The 18,317-nt window shown below is 69.1% G+C and carries 10 protein-coding genes (1 of these 10 only partly in view); 5 read left to right on the forward strand and 5 right to left on the reverse strand.

Going from position 1 to position 18,317, the window contains the following annotated elements; genetic code table 11:
- Positions 1-5,214: the 3' portion of a non-ribosomal peptide synthetase/type I polyketide synthase gene (locus M4V62_RS00620; protein ID WP_249585197.1), read on the forward strand. 12,825 nt of this gene lie to the left of the window's left edge; the window shows 5,214 of its 18,039 coding nt (coding positions 12,826-18,039); its start codon lies beyond the left edge, outside the window; its stop codon occupies positions 5,212-5,214.
- 199 nt (positions 5,215-5,413) lie between these two features.
- Positions 5,414-6,634, forward strand: a complete 1,221-nt coding sequence (locus M4V62_RS00625) for a metallophosphoesterase (protein WP_249585198.1) — start codon at positions 5,414-5,416, stop codon at positions 6,632-6,634.
- A gap of 95 nt (positions 6,635-6,729) precedes the next feature.
- Here the strand turns inward: M4V62_RS00625 and M4V62_RS00630 are convergent, their stop codons facing one another.
- Positions 6,730-8,481, reverse strand: a complete 1,752-nt coding sequence (locus tag M4V62_RS00630) for a chitinase (protein ID WP_344646423.1) — start codon at positions 8,479-8,481, stop codon at positions 6,730-6,732.
- 955 nt (positions 8,482-9,436) lie between these two features.
- On the opposite strand from M4V62_RS00630, the gene M4V62_RS00635 reads away from it, so the two are divergent.
- Positions 9,437-10,081: an FMN-binding negative transcriptional regulator gene (locus M4V62_RS00635; protein WP_249585199.1), complete on the forward strand. Its 645-nt coding sequence runs from the start codon at positions 9,437-9,439 to the stop codon at positions 10,079-10,081.
- A 127-nt stretch (positions 10,082-10,208) separates the two neighbouring features.
- On the opposite strand, the gene M4V62_RS00640 is transcribed toward M4V62_RS00635, so the two are convergent.
- Positions 10,209-10,892 carry an LmbU family transcriptional regulator gene (locus M4V62_RS00640; protein ID WP_249585200.1) on the reverse strand — a complete coding sequence of 228 codons (684 nt, stop codon included), beginning with the start codon at positions 10,890-10,892 and terminating at the stop codon, positions 10,209-10,211.
- 717 nt (positions 10,893-11,609) lie between these two features.
- Between M4V62_RS00640 and M4V62_RS00645 the strand changes: the two genes are divergently transcribed.
- Both M4V62_RS00645 and M4V62_RS00650 read left to right on the forward strand, forming a co-directional pair.
- A complete protein-coding gene (locus M4V62_RS00645) occupies positions 11,610-12,782 on the forward strand; it encodes an IS701 family transposase (protein WP_425575267.1) in 1,173 nt (390 codons plus the stop codon).
- A 584-nt stretch (positions 12,783-13,366) separates the two neighbouring features.
- A complete protein-coding gene (locus M4V62_RS00650) occupies positions 13,367-14,215 on the forward strand; it encodes a DUF4097 family beta strand repeat-containing protein (protein ID WP_249585202.1) in 849 nt (282 codons plus the stop codon).
- 60 nt (positions 14,216-14,275) lie between these two features.
- Here M4V62_RS00650 and M4V62_RS00655 read toward each other — a convergent pair whose 3' ends face one another.
- The 3 genes from M4V62_RS00655 to M4V62_RS00665 form a co-directional block, all read right to left on the reverse strand.
- On the reverse strand, positions 14,276-15,046 hold the full coding sequence (locus M4V62_RS00655) for a thioesterase II family protein (protein WP_249585203.1): 771 nt from the start codon (positions 15,044-15,046) through the stop codon (positions 14,276-14,278).
- A 97-nt stretch (positions 15,047-15,143) separates the two neighbouring features.
- A complete protein-coding gene (locus tag M4V62_RS00660) occupies positions 15,144-16,490 on the reverse strand; it encodes a lysine N(6)-hydroxylase/L-ornithine N(5)-oxygenase family protein (protein WP_249585204.1) in 1,347 nt (448 codons plus the stop codon).
- 200 nt (positions 16,491-16,690) lie between these two features.
- Positions 16,691-18,310, reverse strand: a complete 1,620-nt coding sequence (locus M4V62_RS00665) for an FAD-dependent monooxygenase (RefSeq protein WP_249585205.1) — start codon at positions 18,308-18,310, stop codon at positions 16,691-16,693.
- Positions 18,311-18,317: the final 7 nt, after the last annotated feature.

The raw sequence follows: 18,317 nt of genomic DNA on the forward strand, positions 1-18,317 counted from the left end.
ACCGTCGAACTGCTGTGGACCCTGACCCGCGGCTACCGCGTCGTCATGGCCGACGGCTCCGTCGCCGACTGGGCCGACAGCCTCCCGTACGCCCCCACTCATCTGCAGTGCACGCCGTCACTGGCCCGCATGCTGCTCGCCGACACAGATGGCCGGTCGCTCCTCTCCAGCCTTCGCCACATGATCGTCGGCGGTGAGGCACTCGATTCACCACTGGCCCACGATCTCCTCGGTCGCTGCGGCAGGGTCACCAACATCTACGGGCCGACGGAGACCACGGTGTGGTCGACGACATGGGACGTGGAGCCGGGCGAGGTGTCGCTGGGGCACGCCGTCGACCACGCGTATCTCTATGTGCTCGACGAGCAGCGGCGCAGGGTACCGCGCGGTGTCCGGGGCGAGTTGTGGATCGGTGGCCAGGGCGTGGCCCGCGGCTATGCGAACCGCCCCGACCTCACCGCCGAGCGTTTCGTGCCCGACCCGTACGCCGGCACGCCCGGCGCCCGTATGTACCGCACGGGCGATGTCGTCAGGTACCGCCCCGACGGAAGCCTCCAGTACCACGGGCGCGCCGACAACCAGGTGAAGATCCGCGGCCACCGCATCGAGCTCGGTGAGATCGAGGCGGTGGCAGCCGGTCACCCGGCCGTGCTGGAGTGCGCGGCCGTCGTCCGGCAGGACGTCCCCGGGGACCCGGCGCTGTACTTGTACTGGGTGTCCCGGCCGGGCTCCGGCGCCGACGCGGAGACGGGCATCCGCGGGGAACTCGCCGACCGGCTCCCGTCGTTCATGGTCCCGGCCTGGATCGTGCTCCTGCCGGAGCTGCCGCACACTCCCAACGAGAAGATCGACCGCAACGCACTCGTCGCGCTTCCCGAGCCGGCCGGTTCGGTTCCGGAGGCTCCCACCGCCCCGGCTCCTCATGCGAGTTCGGCCGCGGAGGTCATCACCCGGGTCTGGTGCACCCTTCTCGACCGGCCCGACATCGACCCGGACAGCGGCTTCTTCGAGCTGGGTGCCACGTCGATGACCGCCACACGCGCCCACCACCTCGTACGCGAGGCGCTCGGGCTCGACTTCCCGCTGGCCGACATCTTCCGGCACCCCACGGTCGGCAAACTCGCCGCCCACCTGGAGCGGCTCGGTTCGCCCCGGCCTTCGGCCGCCATCGCACACCCCGACAGGGCGGGCGGCAGGCCGGCGGGCAACTCCGGTGACGGTTCCGGCCCCGACGAGCCCATCGCCATCGTCGGCATGGCCTGCCGACTGCCGGGCGCCCCCGACGTCGACACGTTCTGGGACGGCCTGCGCAAGGGCACCGATTCCATCCGCCGCTTCACCGAGACGGAGTTGCGCGAGGCGGGCATACCCGAGGCGCTGCTCGCCGATCCCTCGTACGTCAAGGCCAAGGGGTACATCGAGGACGCCGACCACTTCGACGCCGCGTTCTTCGGCTACTCACGCGCCGAGGCCGAGACCATCGACCCGCAGCACCGCCTCTTCCTCGAATGCGCCTGGGAAGGCCTGGAGAACGCCGGGATCGTGCCGCGTACGTTCCCCGGGGACATCGGCATCTTCGGCGGGTCGGGCAACGGCGGGTACGACCAGGGCGAGGTGACCGATCTGTCGTCGTTCTACCGGTCGATGATCGGCGGCAGGAACGACTTCCTGGCCACGCGTGCGGCGCACAAGCTGAATCTGACCGGCCCCGCGCTGACCGTCCAGACCGCCTGCTCCACCGGGCTCGTCGCCACCCACCTGGCCCGGATGAGCCTGCTGAGCGGCGAGTGCGACATCGCACTCGCCGGGGCCTCCTCGCTGGCCCTGCCTCTGAAGCAGGGCTATCTCCACCAGGAGGGACTCGTGGTGTCCAGGGACGGAGTCTGCCGCGCCTTCGACGCGGAAGGCGACGGCACCGTGGGCAGTGACGGTGTGGGGGTGGTGGTGCTGCGCAGGCTCTCCGACGCCCTCGCCGCAGGCGACACCATCTACGCCGTCATCCGCGGCAGCGCCATCAACAACGACGGCGCCGACAAAGTCGCCTTCATGGCCCCCAGCACCACCGGCCAAGCACGCGTCATCACCGCCGCACACCACAACGCCCACACCACCCCCGACACCATCACCCTCATCGAAGCCCACGGCACCGCCACCCCCCTCGGCGACCCCATCGAAATCCAAGCCCTCCAAGAAACCTTCGCCCCCCACCCCCGCACCCAACCCTGCGCCATCGGCTCCGTAAAAACCAACATCGGCCACACCGACACCACCGCCGGAATCGCCGGACTCATCAAAACCACCCTCAGCCTCCACCACCGCGAACTCGTCCCCACCCTCCACTACCAAAACCCCAACCCCCACATGAACCTCAACCCCCACCTCTTCCACATCAACACCCACCTCACCCCCTGGCCAACCACCACCACACCCCGCCGCGCAGGCGTCTCCGCCTTCGGCATCGGCGGCACCAACGCCCACCTCATCCTCGAAGAAGCACCCGCATCGGTCGAAGCACCCGCGAGGCGCCCGGAGTCCGTGGAGCCCGACGCGCTGCCCGTGGTCGTCTCCGCCCGTGACGGGGCGGCGCTCGCCGAGCAGGCGGGGCGCTGGGCGTCCTGGCTGCGCGAGCATCCGACGCTGCCGCTGCCGACTCTGGCGCGTACGGCGGCCGAACGCCGTACCCACTTCGCCGAGCGGGCGAGCGTGACCGCCACGAGCACCGCCGAGCTGATCGACGGACTCGCGGCGCTCGCCGAGGGTCGCTCGCACCACGGCTTGGTGCGCGGCACGGCGGCGGCCCGCGGCCGGACCGTGTTCGTGTTCCCCGGCCAGGGCGGCGACTGGGAGGGAATGGGACGTGAACTCCTGGGCCAGTCACCTGCGTTCGCCGACGCGGCACGCCGGTGCGACGCGGCTCTGCGGCCACTGACCGGCTGGTCGGTCCTCGATGTGCTGCACGGCCGCGGTGCGCCGGAGCTCTCCGCGGACCGACTGGACGTCCTTCAGCCGGTGATGTTCACCCTGTACGTGTCGCTGGCGGCGGCCTGGGGCGAGCTGGGTGTGGAACCCGACGCGGTGGTCGGGCACAGCCAGGGCGAGATCGCCGCGGCGGTCGTCGCGGGCGCACTCACCCTCGAAGAGGGGGCCCGCGTCGTCCGTCTGCGGAGCCGGGCGCTTGCCGACGTGGCCGGCACGGGCGCCATGGCAGTGATCGAACTGCCCCTCGACGAGGTGGCCGAGCGGATCGCGCCCTTCGGCGGTGCGATCTCCGTGGCGGCCGTGAACACCCCCGGGTCGGTGGCGGTGTCGGGGGACGCGGACGCCGTGGCGGAACTGCTACGCGCGCTCGACGACGAAGACGTCGTCTGCGGCGGCCTCGATGCGCCGGTGGCCTCGCACAGCCGCCACATGGATGCCCTGCTGCCGACGCTGCGGGCCGAACTCTCCGCGCTCCGGCCGCGCGGCACCTCGATCCCCTTCTACTCCACCGTCACCGGCACCCTGCTGGACGGCGGTTGCCTCGACGCGGAGTACTGGTGCCGCAACCTGCGGGAGCCGGTCCGGCTCGATCTCGCGCAGCAGCGGCTCCTCGCGGACGGCAACGACGTGTTCGTCGAGGTCGGCCCGCACCCCGTCCTCGCGATGCCACTGGCCGCCGGCAGCGACCGGGCCGTGGTGGTCGGCAGCCTGCAACGGGGACGCGGCGGCCTGTCCGCACTGCTGCACAGCCTCGGCGCCCTGCACACCCACGGATACCCGGTGGACTGGACACGTGCCTTCGGGGAACTGCCCGCACAGGTCGCGCCCCTTCCGGGGTACGCCTTCCAGCGCGAGCGCTACTGGCTGGACACCCCGTCCGCGGCGCGCGTGTCACGGCCGGAGGAGGCGTTCTGGGACGCGGTCCACAGCGGCGATGCACGGCAGGTCGTCGACGCGTTGGGGGCTCTGGCCTCCGACCAGGTGCTCGCGGGGCTGTCCGAGTTGCTGCCCGCGCTCGCCGCGGTACGGCCCGCCGAGGGCTCGGTAACACCTCCGGGCGGGTCGCGGCAGGAGGCGCAGGACGGTGGAGCCGACCAGGGCCCTGCCGCGCTGCGGCGCCGTCTGGCCGGGCTCGGTGCAGACGAGGGGGTGCATACCCTGCTCGGCCTGGTGCGCGGTGAGGCCGCAGCCGTCCTCGCCTGCGGGACCACCGACATCCCGGCGGAGCAGCCCCTTCAGCAGCTGGGCATGGACTCGCTGGCGGCGGTGCGGCTGCGGGCCGAACTCGACCGGCGTACGGGGGTGGCGCTCGAGCCCCGGATCATCCTCGGCAAGGGCGGCAGCCTGGGAGTGGCCGCGGCTCTCCTCCGGGAGATGACGGGGCGGCCCGCTCCGGTGGAGGCAGGGGCCCGGAGTGTGTCCGGGCGCCCGTCGAACGGCGCGTCCCCGTATCTGTCCGACTCCCCCTGGCTCCGTGTCCTCAAGCCGGCCCCGTCCGCCCGGGCCAGGATCGTGGCGTTCGCAGGCCTGGGCGGAACCACCGACTCCCACGTCCCGCTGATCCGTCATCTGCCGGACGACGTCGAGCTGCTGGCCGTCCAGATGGCCGGCCGTGAGGACCGTTTCGACGAGCCGCCGCTTGCAGACGTCGACACCGTGGCCGACGGCGTCGTGCGGGCGCTGGCCGAACTGCCCGGCATGCCGACCGTTTTGTACGGGCACAGCAACGGCGCCTCGCTGGCCTGGGAGGTCGCCCACCGGATCGGTGCGCCGCAGGACGGCATGCCCCTGGTGCTCGTCCCCGCCTGCGCGCCCGCCCCCTACAGCGAGGTTCCCTCCGTGCTGCAGGACCTGGAGCAGGTGGGCGAGGTGCTCAGGACGGGCGGCATCCGGGAGGCCGCGCAGGCACTGCGCGGGCTGCTCCCCGAGGCGTTGCTGGCGGACGACGAGATCCTGAAGGCGTACATCGGCAATCTCTGGGCCGACGTCGAACTCGCCAAGGACCACCGGGAGAAGCTGCGTCTCGACCGGCGTGCGCCGCTCGACGTGCCGGTCGTCGCCGTCGCCGCGGCCGGTGATCCAGTCCTGCCGGAGGGAACGCTGCAGGGCTGGCAGGAGCTGACCCGGGATCGTTTCCTGCACCGCACCATCCCGGGCAACCACTCGGCCCCCATGGAGAACCCGCTCGCCATGGCTGCCGAGTTGACGGCGGCGATACCGACACGGGGCGACTGAGCCCTCGGGGCCGACTCCGGAGCCCGGTCCTCGCATGCCGAGGACCGGGCTCCGGCACGTCGGCACCCGGCGTTCGCCCAGCGGGCGCGAGGTGCTTGGCTTCCAGCCGGCGGGCTCGCTCCATGACCGGCAAGACGTCTCCTGAGGCAACCGGATAGATTGCGCGCGTCGACAGTCCGACTACTTGAAGAGGCGAAGCGTGACCGAGACCAGCGAGGCCCGATCCGCGGACGGTTCGGCGCATGCGACCCAGCAGAGCCGACTGCGCCGCCTGATGCGCCTCATCCCTTTGGTCGCTCCCCTCCTGCTGTGGACCGTGCCTTGCTGGGTGCTGCTGCACGCAGGACAGCACTGGCCGCTCCCCGTGGCGCTTGGCGGCACCGCCCTGTTCGTCCTCGGTCTGATCGGCATGCCGCTCGCGATGATGCGCGGCCACGGCAGGCGCCAGCAGGACCGGGCGGCGATCGTCGGGGACACCCTCCTCGGGGTCAGCTGGGTGCTGTTCACCTGGTCCGTCCTGCTCGGCGTCCTGCTGCGCCTCGCCCTGACCCTGGCCGGCGCAGGCGACGGGCAGTACCGGGCCCGGATCGTCACCTGGGCGGTCCTCGGCACAGCCGCCGTCCTGCTCGCCTGGGGGTACGCCGAGGCCCGCCGGGTGCCACGGGTGCGCCAGCTCGACGTACAACTCCCGCGTCTGGGCACCGGATTGGACGGCATCCGCGTCGCGCTCATCACCGACACCCACTACGGCCCGCTCGACCGCGCCCGCTGGTCGGAGCGGGTCTGCGCGACGGTCAACACCCTGGAGGCCGATCTGGTCTGCCACACCGGCGACATCGCCGACGGCACGGCCGAACGCCGCCGCGCCCAGGCCGCGCCGCTCGGCACCGTGCGCGCCACCCGGGCCCGGGTCTACGTCACCGGAAACCACGAGTACTACAGCGAGGCCCAGGGCTGGGTCGACCTGATGGACGAGTTGGGCTGGGAGCCGCTGCGCAACCGTCATCTGCTGCTCGAACGCGGCGGCGACACCCTCGTGGTCGCCGGCGTGGATGACGTCACCGCCGAGTCCTCGGGCCTGGCCGGCCACCGCGCCCACCTCGCCGGAGCCCTGAACGGCGCCGACCCCGACCTGCCGGTCCTGCTCCTGGCCCACCAGCCCAAGTTCGTCGACCGGGCCGCGGCAGAGGGCATCGACCTCCAGCTCTCCGGCCACACCCACGGCGGCCAGATCTGGCCCTTCCACCACCTCGTCCGCATCGACCAGCCCGCCCTGGCCGGCCTCAGCCGCCACGGCACCCGGACCCTCCTCTACACCAGCCGCGGCACCGGCTTCTGGGGCCCGCCGTTCCGCATCTTCGCCCCCAGCGAGATCACCTTGCTCGTACTCCGCTCCCCGCAGCGGCCCCTCACGCCCTGACATGCTGCGGCCTTGCCGATGAGTACCCTGGGCGGGACGGGACCGACCGTGGTTCGGTCTGCCCGCCCCGCCAGGTCGTACATTCGCGAAGGACGCTACGGAAGGCCGTGCACCTTCGGGCCGACGGAGTTCGACCACGTACTGCCCGCCGTCGCGTCCCAGTTCGTGGACCACGTCATGGCGCCCCGCAGCCCCGGGTACGTCTTCGACGGCTTGAAGGAACCGCAACCGGTGCCCCGGGTCAGGCAGTCCAGGGCGTTGTTCACGACCGACGGGGCCACGTAGCCGCTGCCGGCAGCGCGCGTGGATGCCGGGACGCCGAGCCCGACCTGCGACGGGTCGAGGCCGCCCTCCAGCTGGATGCAGGCGAGCGCGGTCAGGAAGTCCACGCTGCCCTGGCTGTAGACCTTGCCGTCACAGCCGAGCATCGAACCGCTGTTGTAGTACTGCATGTTGACGACCGTGAGGATGTCCTTCACGTTCAGCGCCGTCTGGAAGTACCCGCCGGACGTGGACTGCATGTCGATGGTCTGCGGCGCCATCGTGAGCACCATCTTCGAGCCCGCCTTCGCGGAGAGCTGGCGCAGCGCCTTGGTCATGTAGGTGGGGTTGAGTCCGTTCTCCAGGTCGATGTCGACGCCGTCGAACCCGTACTCCTGCATCAGCGCGTAGGCGCTGTTCGCAAAAGCGGTCGCGGAGGCGTCGCTGTTGACCGAGATGGTGCCCTTCTCTCCACCGACCGAGAGGATCACGGACTTGCCCGCCGCGCGCTTCGCGGCGATGTCCGCCTTGAAGTCCGCCGTGGAGGAGTAGCCGACGGCGGGGTCCAGGTTGAAGGTGATCTGGCCCGGCGTGGTGGTGGCGTCGGCGAAGGAGACGGCGATGATGTCGTACTGCGACGACACGTCCCGCAGCTTCTGCACGGTCGCGCCGTTGTCGAAGTTCTGCCAGTAGCCGGTCAGCGCGTGCTTGGGCACGGTGCCGCCGCCTCCGCCGCCGCCCTTGGCGGTCCGAGCGGACACCGCCGTCGACTTCGCGGACTCACCCGCCCCGTTCGAGGCGCTCACCTGGAAGCTGTAGGCGGTGTCCGGCGTGAGACCGGTGACGGTCGTGGAGGCGCCGCCGACGGAGGCCACCTTGGTGCCGTCGCGGTAGACGGTGTATCCGGTGGCCGTGGACACCGGGGTCCAGGACAGGTCCACGGACGTGGACGTCGCCGTACCCGCCGCGAGCCCGGCCGGCACGGACGGTATCTCCACCGGGTCGGTGCCGCCGCCCCCGTCGGGCCCAAGGACGCTCACGTCGTCCACGTAGTACGCGCTCTGCCCGTACCAGCCGTGCGTGTACACGGTGACCGATGTGGTGTTCGCGCCGGTCGTGAAGCTGGTGGAGAGCTGCTGCCAGGACGAGTTGCCCGGCGTCCAGGTCGACACGTCGGTGGTGCCGGTGCCACGGGCACCGAGGTAGGCGTAACTACCCTGCACCCAACTGCTCAGCTTGTACGTTGAGTTGGGCTTGACCGAGACGATCTGGGAACACTCGGCGGTGCCCTGGCCCGACGGGGTGGCTCTGAGCGCCTTCGTGCCGCCGTGCACGGGGGAGGTCACGGCGGCACCGCTGTTCGCGGCGCAGGTCCAGTTGCTCAGGTCCGCCTCGAACCCGGCGTTCTTGGCAACGTTGACGTCCGCTGCGTTGGTGTCGGCCGCCTTGGTATACGCCGCTTTGACGTCCGCCGACTGCGCGGGCGCGGCGAGTGCGGTGACGGTGAGTGCGGCGGCCGCACCGACGGCGATCGCTGCGCCGAATCTCCGGCGAACGCCGGGTCTGCCCTGCCGTACACGGTCCACGGAATGCCTCCAGGGAGAGGTGAAGGACGGAAGTGAACGACGGTGGCCACCGCTGCTGTGCGCATAGTTGGTCCAGACCAATGGAGTTGTCAAGGCTTCGGACGCAGCGACCGGACCGCGAAGCGGCAGGGCGGCCTCCGTCACATGGCACACGTCTTACCAACTCATGTTGCCACTAGGTAAGTTGAAGCGGTCTTCACCTCTGCATCGGGGGGAGGGGGCCGGGTCCGACGCCAATTGGCGGGCGGGCCCGGCCCCACCTACACCGGAGGAGGAGATATGGCCGACCAGTCGTCGACCAAGCGGTCAAAGTTCGCACGTGAGGTGGCTTCGCGTGTGGCAGTCGCACTGAGCGTTCGCGCTCTGTGGGCCGTCATCGTGGAACTGTTCCGCGGAGATCTTTGACCATCGCAATGCCGCGGCGGGCGAGGCCCCCTACCGTCCGCCGCGGGTCACCTCAATCCCGACTTCCGCACGCGCCCAACTGGTGCCGACCGTGCGGGGCATGGCCATCGATCCCAGCGGCCGATATCCCTCGCTGACGCCAGGTTCAGAGTGCCACGCGTACGGGGAAAGCATCAGCTCATGCGTAGGCGGGGTCTCAGAATTTCGTCCGACACAGCCCACAACCCAGACTGTCGCTTTCTCGCGACCAGACACCAGCCAGACGTACGACTCAAGCCGAACGTCACATGCAGTGGCTCATAGATATCGCGTCGCACGGGTTGACCACACGCCCGCGTTCCACTAATTCTTTCTGGAGTCGCACGGAAACTCACCACGAATCAATGCGCCCGGTATTGCTCTTTCCGGCCCCGGCGAGTCTTTCCCCGTTGTCCTGCCAACAGGACAGTACGGCGGTTTCGTCGACTATTCGCCCCATCAGCATTCGCGCCTCGCGGCCTCGACGCCGCAGCGTCACTGTTCACTTCGTACCCCGAAAGGTGAGTGCCGCATGTTCGTCCCCAGCCACTACCGAGAACCGGACGTCTCGTGGATGCTCGACCTGATGCGCGAGAACCCGCTGGCGTTGATGGCCAGCAATGGAAATCCCGCTGACGGTCCATTTGCCACCCACCTTCCCGTCATCACCGACCCCCAGTGGACGGGAGAGCCTAATTCCGACCTGGCCGACCTGCCTCTGCTGGGTCACATGAACCGGGCCAATCCCCACTGGAAGGCGCTGGAAACAGGGACGGTGATCCTGCTGACGTTCACCGGTCCGCACGCCTATGTCTCACCCACCGTCTACGACGTCACACCGGCCGCACCGACATGGAACTTCACCTCGGTGCATGTGCATGGAGTGGTGGAGAAGATCGAGTCGACGGAGGAGACGCTGGGCGTCGTCCAGGCGACGGTGCGTGCCTTCGAGAAGGAGCTCGGCGACAGCTGGGACATGGCCGAATCCATCGGCTATTTCCGCAAGATAGTGCCGGGCGTCGGCGCTTTCCGGGTCCGGGTGACCAAGGCCGAGGGAATGTTCAAACTCAGCCAGGAGCAGCGTGCCGACGTTCGTGAGCGGGTGGTTCAGTCGTTCGCCGGACGCGGCTGCACCCGGCACGCACAGACCGCGGAGCTCATGACCCGCCTGCCGTAGCAGTCCTCTCCACGACGTCGGGTCCGCACCCCTTGGCGTGTGCGGACCCACGGCTTTCATCGTTCCGGACGGACACCCCTGCCCGCCTCCGACGCGAGGGTGGTGCAGGTCGGAGCCCATGAGCCCGTCATTCGAGGGGTAACGGCTGCTCCACCTCCTTCAGGACCTGGTCGGCGGCGGCGTCGAGCGTGGCCGTCACCCACTCCCCCAACTCGGCGCCGGCCAAGGCCGCCGCCTGATGCCACCACTGAAGCCGGCTGTCGGGCACGGCGAGCCGGCGTGTGGCCGCCACCGCATCCGTCTGTTGCGTGGCGCCCTCGCGCTGGGCCCTGATGGCATTGCGCAGTTGTTTGGTGCTCCACTTCAACAGCTCGGCACGATCGAGCCAGGTCTCCTGCTCATCGACGTGCAGCGACGCCAGCTCGGCATGGTGCTGGAAGCTGAGCGCCTGCCGCCGCCGTTGCACTTCGAACCGCCGGGAGACCCAGGCGTAGTTGCGCAGCGTCTGGTACTGGAGCCCAGCCGCACGGATGCCCAGCTCATAGCGGTCGGCATAGTGGTCCTTGCCGTATACGAGCCAGTCCCCGAGCCACCAGGACGACGAGTTGAGCAGCCCGGAGAGCTGACGTCCGGCACGTTCCCACTCCTCGAAGGCCAGTCCTATGGGTATGTGCAGCCCCACCTTTGTGGTGAGTACCTGATCACCTCGCGACTGCACCCCGCCGGCCCTTCGGGTCTTCTCCCCTGTCTCTGCTGTTCTACCGAACATGGTTGCCTTGGAGTCATTGCATTCCTCGACCTGCTGTGTCATTACGGCTCCGTTTCAACGCGCGTACGACCGAGCGGTTTCGAGGTGGACCCCCATCAAACAACGCAAGCGTTCACCCCGTTTTTTAACGCTTTCCATACGGCTGTCACCACTCGCAGTTGAGTACTGACAACCTGAATGAACCGGGCATTGCGCGATTCCCAGTTGAGGCTGGGAAGGCCAACTCCCGCTCTCCCGAGTAGATCCTGACATCGATGCCAGTTCAAGCATCTGGGCGGCACCGAGCACTACTTTACAGAGTTCGAGCGATTCTCTTACCGAGCTCAAGCGCTACTCTTACTGGGCTCAAGCGCTACTCATACCGGGCTCGAGCGCTTCTCTTACCGAGTGGCTCAGGTCCGCCGATTGGCGCGATTTGAGCACGCGTACAGGACTGCGACTACGTGGTGTCCGCGGGACGTTCCACGCCCCGCCTCAGTCGCCACCCCCACCGGCCGGACGCGCGCACTCCGCGCGCGCCGAGGCCGTGATCCTGCGACGTGACATCCACCTGCCCACGCCTACAGCGTGAACGAACGGCCAACCTCTTGAAAGGATAAGCGGAATCTCTCCGTCACCCTGCCGCCGAGCGCCCCGCGACCACGCGTCACCCGAGGAGCCATAACGAGTCAGCCATCTCTCGGCCGTTGGCACCACCCTGAGGTGCGATTTACACTCTCGCCCCACAGCACTCAGTAACGTCGGGGGAGTTATCGCGGCATGGAGACGACCCAAGCAGGCACCTCGTCGACGTCAGAGGGCGCGACGTATGCGATCAATTCGGACCTGCCCCTGGATTGTTTCAGCAGCACAATCTTCAAGAGTTTGCGCCGAACTGATCAACGCAAGTGGGCCCACGCCTATCTGAAGGCCCTGCTCGTCACATCGGGCAAGAAGTCGGTGCGTCGGCTCGCCACCGCGGTCTCCCGCGACCCGTCCGTCGTGCAGTCACTGCGCCAGTTCGTCAGCCTCAGCCCGTGGGGCTTCGACGAGGTCATGGAGGAACTCACCCACTGGGTGACGGACCGCCGCCCCGGGCCCGTCTGGCCCATAGGCCGGGCCGTCCTGCCCAAGCGCGGTGACCGGTCGGTGGGCGTGCACCGCCACTTCGACCTGGCCTCGGGCCGTACGCTCAACTGCCAGCTGGGACTGGGCTCGTTCCTGTGCATAGGCGACGCCCAGTTTCCCGTCGACTGGCGGCTGCACCTGTCGACGACCTGGACGCAGGACCCCGAACGGCGCTGGGACGCGCGGATACCGGACTGCGAGCAGTACCGGCCGCTGTGGGCGGACACACTCCGGCTCGTCGACCGGCTCGCGGCCCGTTCGGACTCTCCGTCCTCCGTCGTCCTCGTCGACATGAGTGACGAACCCGACGTGGTGCACCTGCTGCGCGGACTCGCCAAGCGGCACCGCGACTTCGTCGTCGCCGTGCCGCCTTACCTCGCCGTGCTGCCCATCGGCGAGGGCGCCTCCACGCCGGCGGACGCGAAGGCCCTGGTCTCCGCCCAGAGCTCGGAGACGGCCGTCGTCCGGCGGACCGACAAGCAGCAGCGCATCACACACCTCCAGACGTCGCTCGTCCGTCTGGCAGGCGGCCCCCCAGGCGCTCCCTACCGGCTCTTCAGCGAGACGGACCCCGCCGGCAATCCGGGCCCACTGTGGCTCACCAACCTCACCCACCACACCCTGGCGGAGCTCGGCTCGATCGCAGCGCTGCACGCCGGGACGGCGGACGCCATCAATTCCATGGAGCAGCACTTCGGGCTCCTCGACTTCGAGGGGCGCTCGTTCCCCGGCTGGTATCACCACATGGCCCTCGTCTCGGCCGCGTACACCTTTCGGCGCCTGCACGGTCTCATCGATGCACCATCCCGCAGCACGCCACACTGACACCACTCTGGCCCCACCGCCACCGCCAACCCGCGCCATTTTATTGTGCGTTGGAGGCCTTCGAGCGGTCGAGACCGCGAGGTCCAGGTGAGTTGATATTGGCGTCATCTCATCGCCTGACGCGCCTTCAGAGACCTGCTATCGGCTCAGCTCCCGGGACTCGACCAAGCGTCCGTGACCGATTCCGCTCGCTACCAGAGGGAGTTCCACGAACTCATGGGCGCGGACATCCCGTTATGGCGCTAATGTGGCACCACATGGCGTCAGTGGAGAATTCCGCTCCGAACCGCAGGCCGCCCCACCGGTTCTCGCCCGGCTAGTGCCGGAAGAAGCACGCACCCTGAACGCCAAGAAGCAGACAGCAAAAGGCGCGCGCTGTCCGATGCGAAGCGCGCACGGCGAGGGGCCAGGTGTCAAACGTGGTGCGGACGGACCAGGATCCAGCGAGTTCCCCAGCGGTACGGGACCGTGCCCAGTGGCCCCCGGGGTACCGAAACAGAGCTCCCGCGACGAAACATGACCTTGCGTCAATCGGGCTGCCGTCATCAGGCCGGCGGCCGCAGACATCCCGAAGGCGGCCCGACATGCCGACGTTCGCGACGCCCTCACCTGTCCAGGTGGTGCTCAGCCTGGTGTGCGGCCAGGTCCGGATCGTGGCGAGCGACCGCGCCGACACGACGGTCGAGGCGTATCCGTGCGACGGCGACGACCCGGACGACGTGCAGACCGCGCAGCAGGTGCGCATCGACTATGCCGACGGCCGACTGCTCGTGAACGTGCCGGAGCCGGGCGGCAGCGGTGGCGGCGGCGCGGTCATCGTGGTGTTGGCCGTGCCGACCGGATCGAGCCTGCACGGCCGGGGCATGGCGGCTGACTTCCTCGGTGCGGGAGAACTGGGCGAGTGCCGACTCAACACGGGCCTGGGGCACATCAGGCTCCACCGTACCGGCAGCCTGCAACTCGTCGCCGCGCTCGGTGACATCACGGTCGACCGTGCGGTCGGCACCGTCGAGGCCACGGCGGACCATGGCGACGTTCGTCTGGGGCTGGTCGAGGGCAGCGCCACGATCAGCGCGAAGGGCGAGGGCGACGCGACTGTGGAAGAAGTGCGTGGCATCGCCTGCCTGTACGCCGAGCAAGGGGCCATCTGGATCGGGCGGGCGCATGACGACGTGGAGGTCCGGACGATCCACGGGGACATCGACGTCGGGGAGATGAGGCAAGGGTCCATGATCGGCGCCACTACGTTCGGCAGCATCCGGGTCGGTGTGGCCGAGACCAGCGGCGCCCGCTTGTTGCTCGACTCCGCCGCGGGCACGGTCTCCACGGCCCTCTCGCTCCTGGCAACGCACGAGCAGTCCGCCCAGGTCGTGTTCGTCCAGGCCCGGACCGTGATCGGCGACGTCGTGGTGGAGCGTTCCGGCGCGGAATGAAACCGGCCTCAGCCGTGCACCGCGCGTGCACCAGACATTCTCGGCCCCGCGTCAATCACCTCAAGAGGCGGCCTGCGTACGGGATTTGAGACGACTCAGGACGTCACTCATGTCCGCGAGCAGGGCAGCCTCCTCGGCTATGAGGTAGAAATGCCCACCGGGCAGCACCCGGAGCCGGAAGTCGTCATGCGTCGTGTCCGCCCAGTCGCGCATCTGCTCCGGGGTCACTTCGGGATCGTCGTCACCGGTGTAGCCGTACACGGGGCAGTCGAGCGGAGGGCGGCGGCCACCGCGATAGTCGTCGACCAGCCCGTAGTCCGCGCGCACCGCGGGGAGCACGATGTCCCGCAACTCAGGGTCCTCGAAGACCGGGGCACGGCTCTCGTCGAAGCGCAGGACGTCGGCGATGATCTCCTCGTCCGTGCCGCTGAGCTTCCGCATGCCCTCCAGCGCATGCGGCGGACGTCTGCCGGACACGCACAAGGCGGCCGGCGGACACCCCCGCTGCTGGAGGCGCAGCGCCACCTCATGCGCCACCGAAGCCCCCATGCTGTGACCGAAGAGCACCAACCGGTGCCGTGTCAGCTCGCCGAGCGCATCGGCGATGTCGTCCGCGAGGGCCTCGAGGCCCGACGCGAACGGATCGCCGTGCCGGTCCTCCCGGCCCGGGTACCGGACGGCGAGTACGCCGGTGTCCGACGGCAGCCCAAGGGGCCAGGTGCGGTACGCACTCGCCCAGCCGCCGGCATGGGGGAAGCAGACGAGTTTCGTCCCGCACGCGTCGTCATCACGGAAGCGGCGTATCCACCGCTCTTGCACCGGACTGCTCATCCGAACTCCCTTTCCGCATGCTGGAGGCAGGTAGGGATCAGCACGATCGGCGATCCACGGGTCTACGCCATCCCGGCCCACCGGGATGGCGTCGCCTTCAGCGAATGTCCCCTCCGACCTCGGCGAGGACGGCGTGTTCGGCGTTGCGCCCCGCACACCGGGCGACGAGCGAATCGGCGATCTCGCCGCTTCGTACAGCGATGTTCGACAGCAGGGAGGAGGTCAGGCCGTGGGTGTGTTCGGTGCCGCCCTGGACATAGATGCCGCACGGCATTTCTGGAGCGGTGACGATGCGGTAGTCCCGCTCCACCCGGTATCGGCCCGCCTCGTCGCGCAGGCAGTGACGGTCGAGCTCACCGAGCAGGCCCGTGGGTTGCATCGTGTTGTAGCCGGTCGCGCAGACGAGTACGTCGAAGTCGAGTTCGCGCACCTCGGCGTCGGGGCCCACCTGCAGGGAGACACGGGTCTCTTCGCCGACGCGCTTCACGCCGGTGACCCTCGTCAGGTTGAGGAACTGAAGGCGCCGGACACTGCGTACCTCCTCGTCGTACGACCTGCGGTACAGGTCCCTGATGACGTCGTCGTCAACGACGGAGTAATTCGTGTTGCGGTGGTAGCGCCAGAACGCCTCGCGCGTCTGCTCGGTGCCGAAGTAGTAGTCGTCGACTGCCCCGGGGTCGAAGATCTGATTGGCGAAGGGGGTGTCGTCCGCGACGGAGTAGCCGTAGGACGGGATGATCGCCGACACCTCGGCGTGCGGAAGCTCGTCGTACAGGAACCTGGTGATCTCGGCAGCGCTCTGGCCCGCTCCGACCACCGCCACCCGACGCAGCTCCCCGGGGTCCGTGCGGCGGTATTTCGCGAGGAACTCGGAGCTGTGCCATACGCGGTCGTCGCGCTCGGCTCCCTCGGGCATGTTCGGGACGAGGCCCGTCGAGATCACTACGTTGCGTGCCTCGACCACGCGGCTGGTCCGGCCGGTGGCGTCCGCCACCTCGAGGCGCAGCCGGTCCGACGCCTCCGCAACGCCGCCGGGCGGCAGCCGGACCGACGTCACCTCCGAGTTGTACGCGATGCGATCGGCCACTCGTGACTGCGCCCACTCGAGGTACTGGTGGAACTCCTGGCGCGTGGGGAAGAAGTCCTGGTTGTTGACGAACTGCGGGAGCCGGCCCGACGCGTGCAGATACGCGATGAAGCTGAAACTCGACGTCGGATTGCGGAAGGTGACCAGGTCCTTGAGAAAGGATATCTGCATGGTCGCCGACGGCAGCAGCATGTTTCGGTGCCAGCCGAACGACGACTGACGCTCCAAGAAGAGGGAGCTGATCTCATTCTCCGGACTTTTCGCCCGGTGTTCTTCCAGGGCGATGGCGAGTGACAGGTTGGAAGGACCGAAGCCGATACCGACCACGTCGTAGGTCTCGTGTGCACGATCACTCATTGAATTCTCCAGATGGCGTGGATGTGCGATGCGTTGTTCGCATCTCGATGAACCATTCAAGTAATTCGGCCTCAGCCGACGCACGCCTTGTATCTGCGCATCTTCGGGGCCCGGCCATGCGTGTCCCGTCGGCGGGACACGCATACGTACAAGGTCCGTCCCTTCCTGCCTGACGGCTTCTGCCTCGCTCCGGATGCCCGCTATGCCCGTCTTGCGGGTGCCGATGCAGCCGGTCCGAACCAGGTGGCGAGGGCCGTCCGGAGCGCGTTGACATCGGGCGCGCCGACGGCTGCCCAGGCGACATGGCCGTCGGGGCGGATGAGGAGCGCGGTGGGAGCGGGGATCTCGCCGACGGCCGGGACGGGCCAGTGGTCGTCCTCGCTCCGCGCCTCGACGAGGTCGACGCGATCGGCCCAGCCCTCGGCGGCGGACGCCACTTGGGCGCTGCCGCGCAGATCGAGCAGTACGGGGCGGGCGGCGTGCAGCAGCTCGTAGACGCGGGTGGCGCCGTCAGCCGTCTTGAGGTCGGCGTCGGGGACCCGGCGGCCCGCCAGCAGGTGGTCGCCGTCGGCCGGGTAGCGGATGTCCAGTGCCGTGAGCATGCCGCGCAGATACTGGTTGACGTCATCGGACACGATGAGCGCGGCGAACACGTCGCGCAGCGCGTCCGTATGGGCGCCGGGGCGGGCCAGGGCCGCCTGGGCCCGGGTGTTGTGCAGCACGCGCTCCCCGACGGGGTGGCGTTCGGTGTGGTAGCTGTCCAGGAGGCTCACGGGTGCCTGGCCGCGCACCGTCGAGGCGAGCTTCCAGCCGAGGTTGACCGCGTCCTGCACGCCCATGTTCAGCCCTTGCCCGCCGGCCGGGAAGTGGATGTGTGCCGCGTCGCCGGCGAGCAGCACGCGGCCCTTCCTGTACCGGGCGGCCTGCCGTGCGGCGTCGCTGAACCGGGAGACCCACCGCGGGCTGTGCATGCCGTAGTCCGTGCCCGCGATTCTGACCAGCGACTCCCGGAGCTGTTCGAACGTCGTGGGTTCGTCGCGGTCCGCGACGCCGCCGTGCTCGGTTGTGATCACCCGGTACCAGCCCGGCTCGAAGGCGATCACCGAGTAGTCCCCGCCCGGACAGCGCCGCCCCCAGATGTAGTCCTCGGGCAGATCGGGGAGTTCGACGTCGCCGATCAGCGAGGTCATCGTCGCCGGGGTTCCGGGGAAGTCGATGCCCGTCAGTTTGCGCACCGTGCTGCGCCCGCCGTCGCAGCCCACGAGGTAGCGGGCGCGCAGCGTCTCCGGTGCCGTCTGATCCGTACGCAGCTCGACCGCCACGCCGAACTCGTCCTGGCGGATCCCGCACACCTCGGACGACCGGCGCACTCGTACGTCGAGCTCGGCGGCCCACTCCTCCAGGAGCCGTTCGATGGTGGACTGAAGGATCATCAGCGGGTAGGGGTGGCGGGACTCGGACTCGTCGAATTCCAGCCGGAGGCCGGAGAAGTGACCGACCCCCTGCAGTTCGCCGACCGCCAGGAAGCGGTCCAGGACTCCACGCTGGTCGAGCACCTCCAGGGTGCGCGAGTGCATCCCGCCCGCCCTCGATTCGCCCGTCGGCTCCGCGAGCCGATCGACCACCACCACGTCGACGCCCGCAAGGCGCAGCTCGCAGGCGAGCATCAAGCCCGTCGGTCCGGCGCCCGCGATCACCACATCCGTGTCCATGCCGGTGTGCCCCACCTTGATCTCCTCCTCGTTGCCCTGCACCTGTGACGCCGTCAACGCGCCTGCACGTACCTGCTCGCGGCCCGCGCAGTCCTCCTCATCGGCCACGGCCCGC

The sequence above is a fragment of the Streptomyces durmitorensis genome (genome assembly GCF_023498005.1).
GTDB lineage: Bacteria > Actinomycetota > Actinomycetes > Streptomycetales > Streptomycetaceae > Streptomyces > Streptomyces durmitorensis.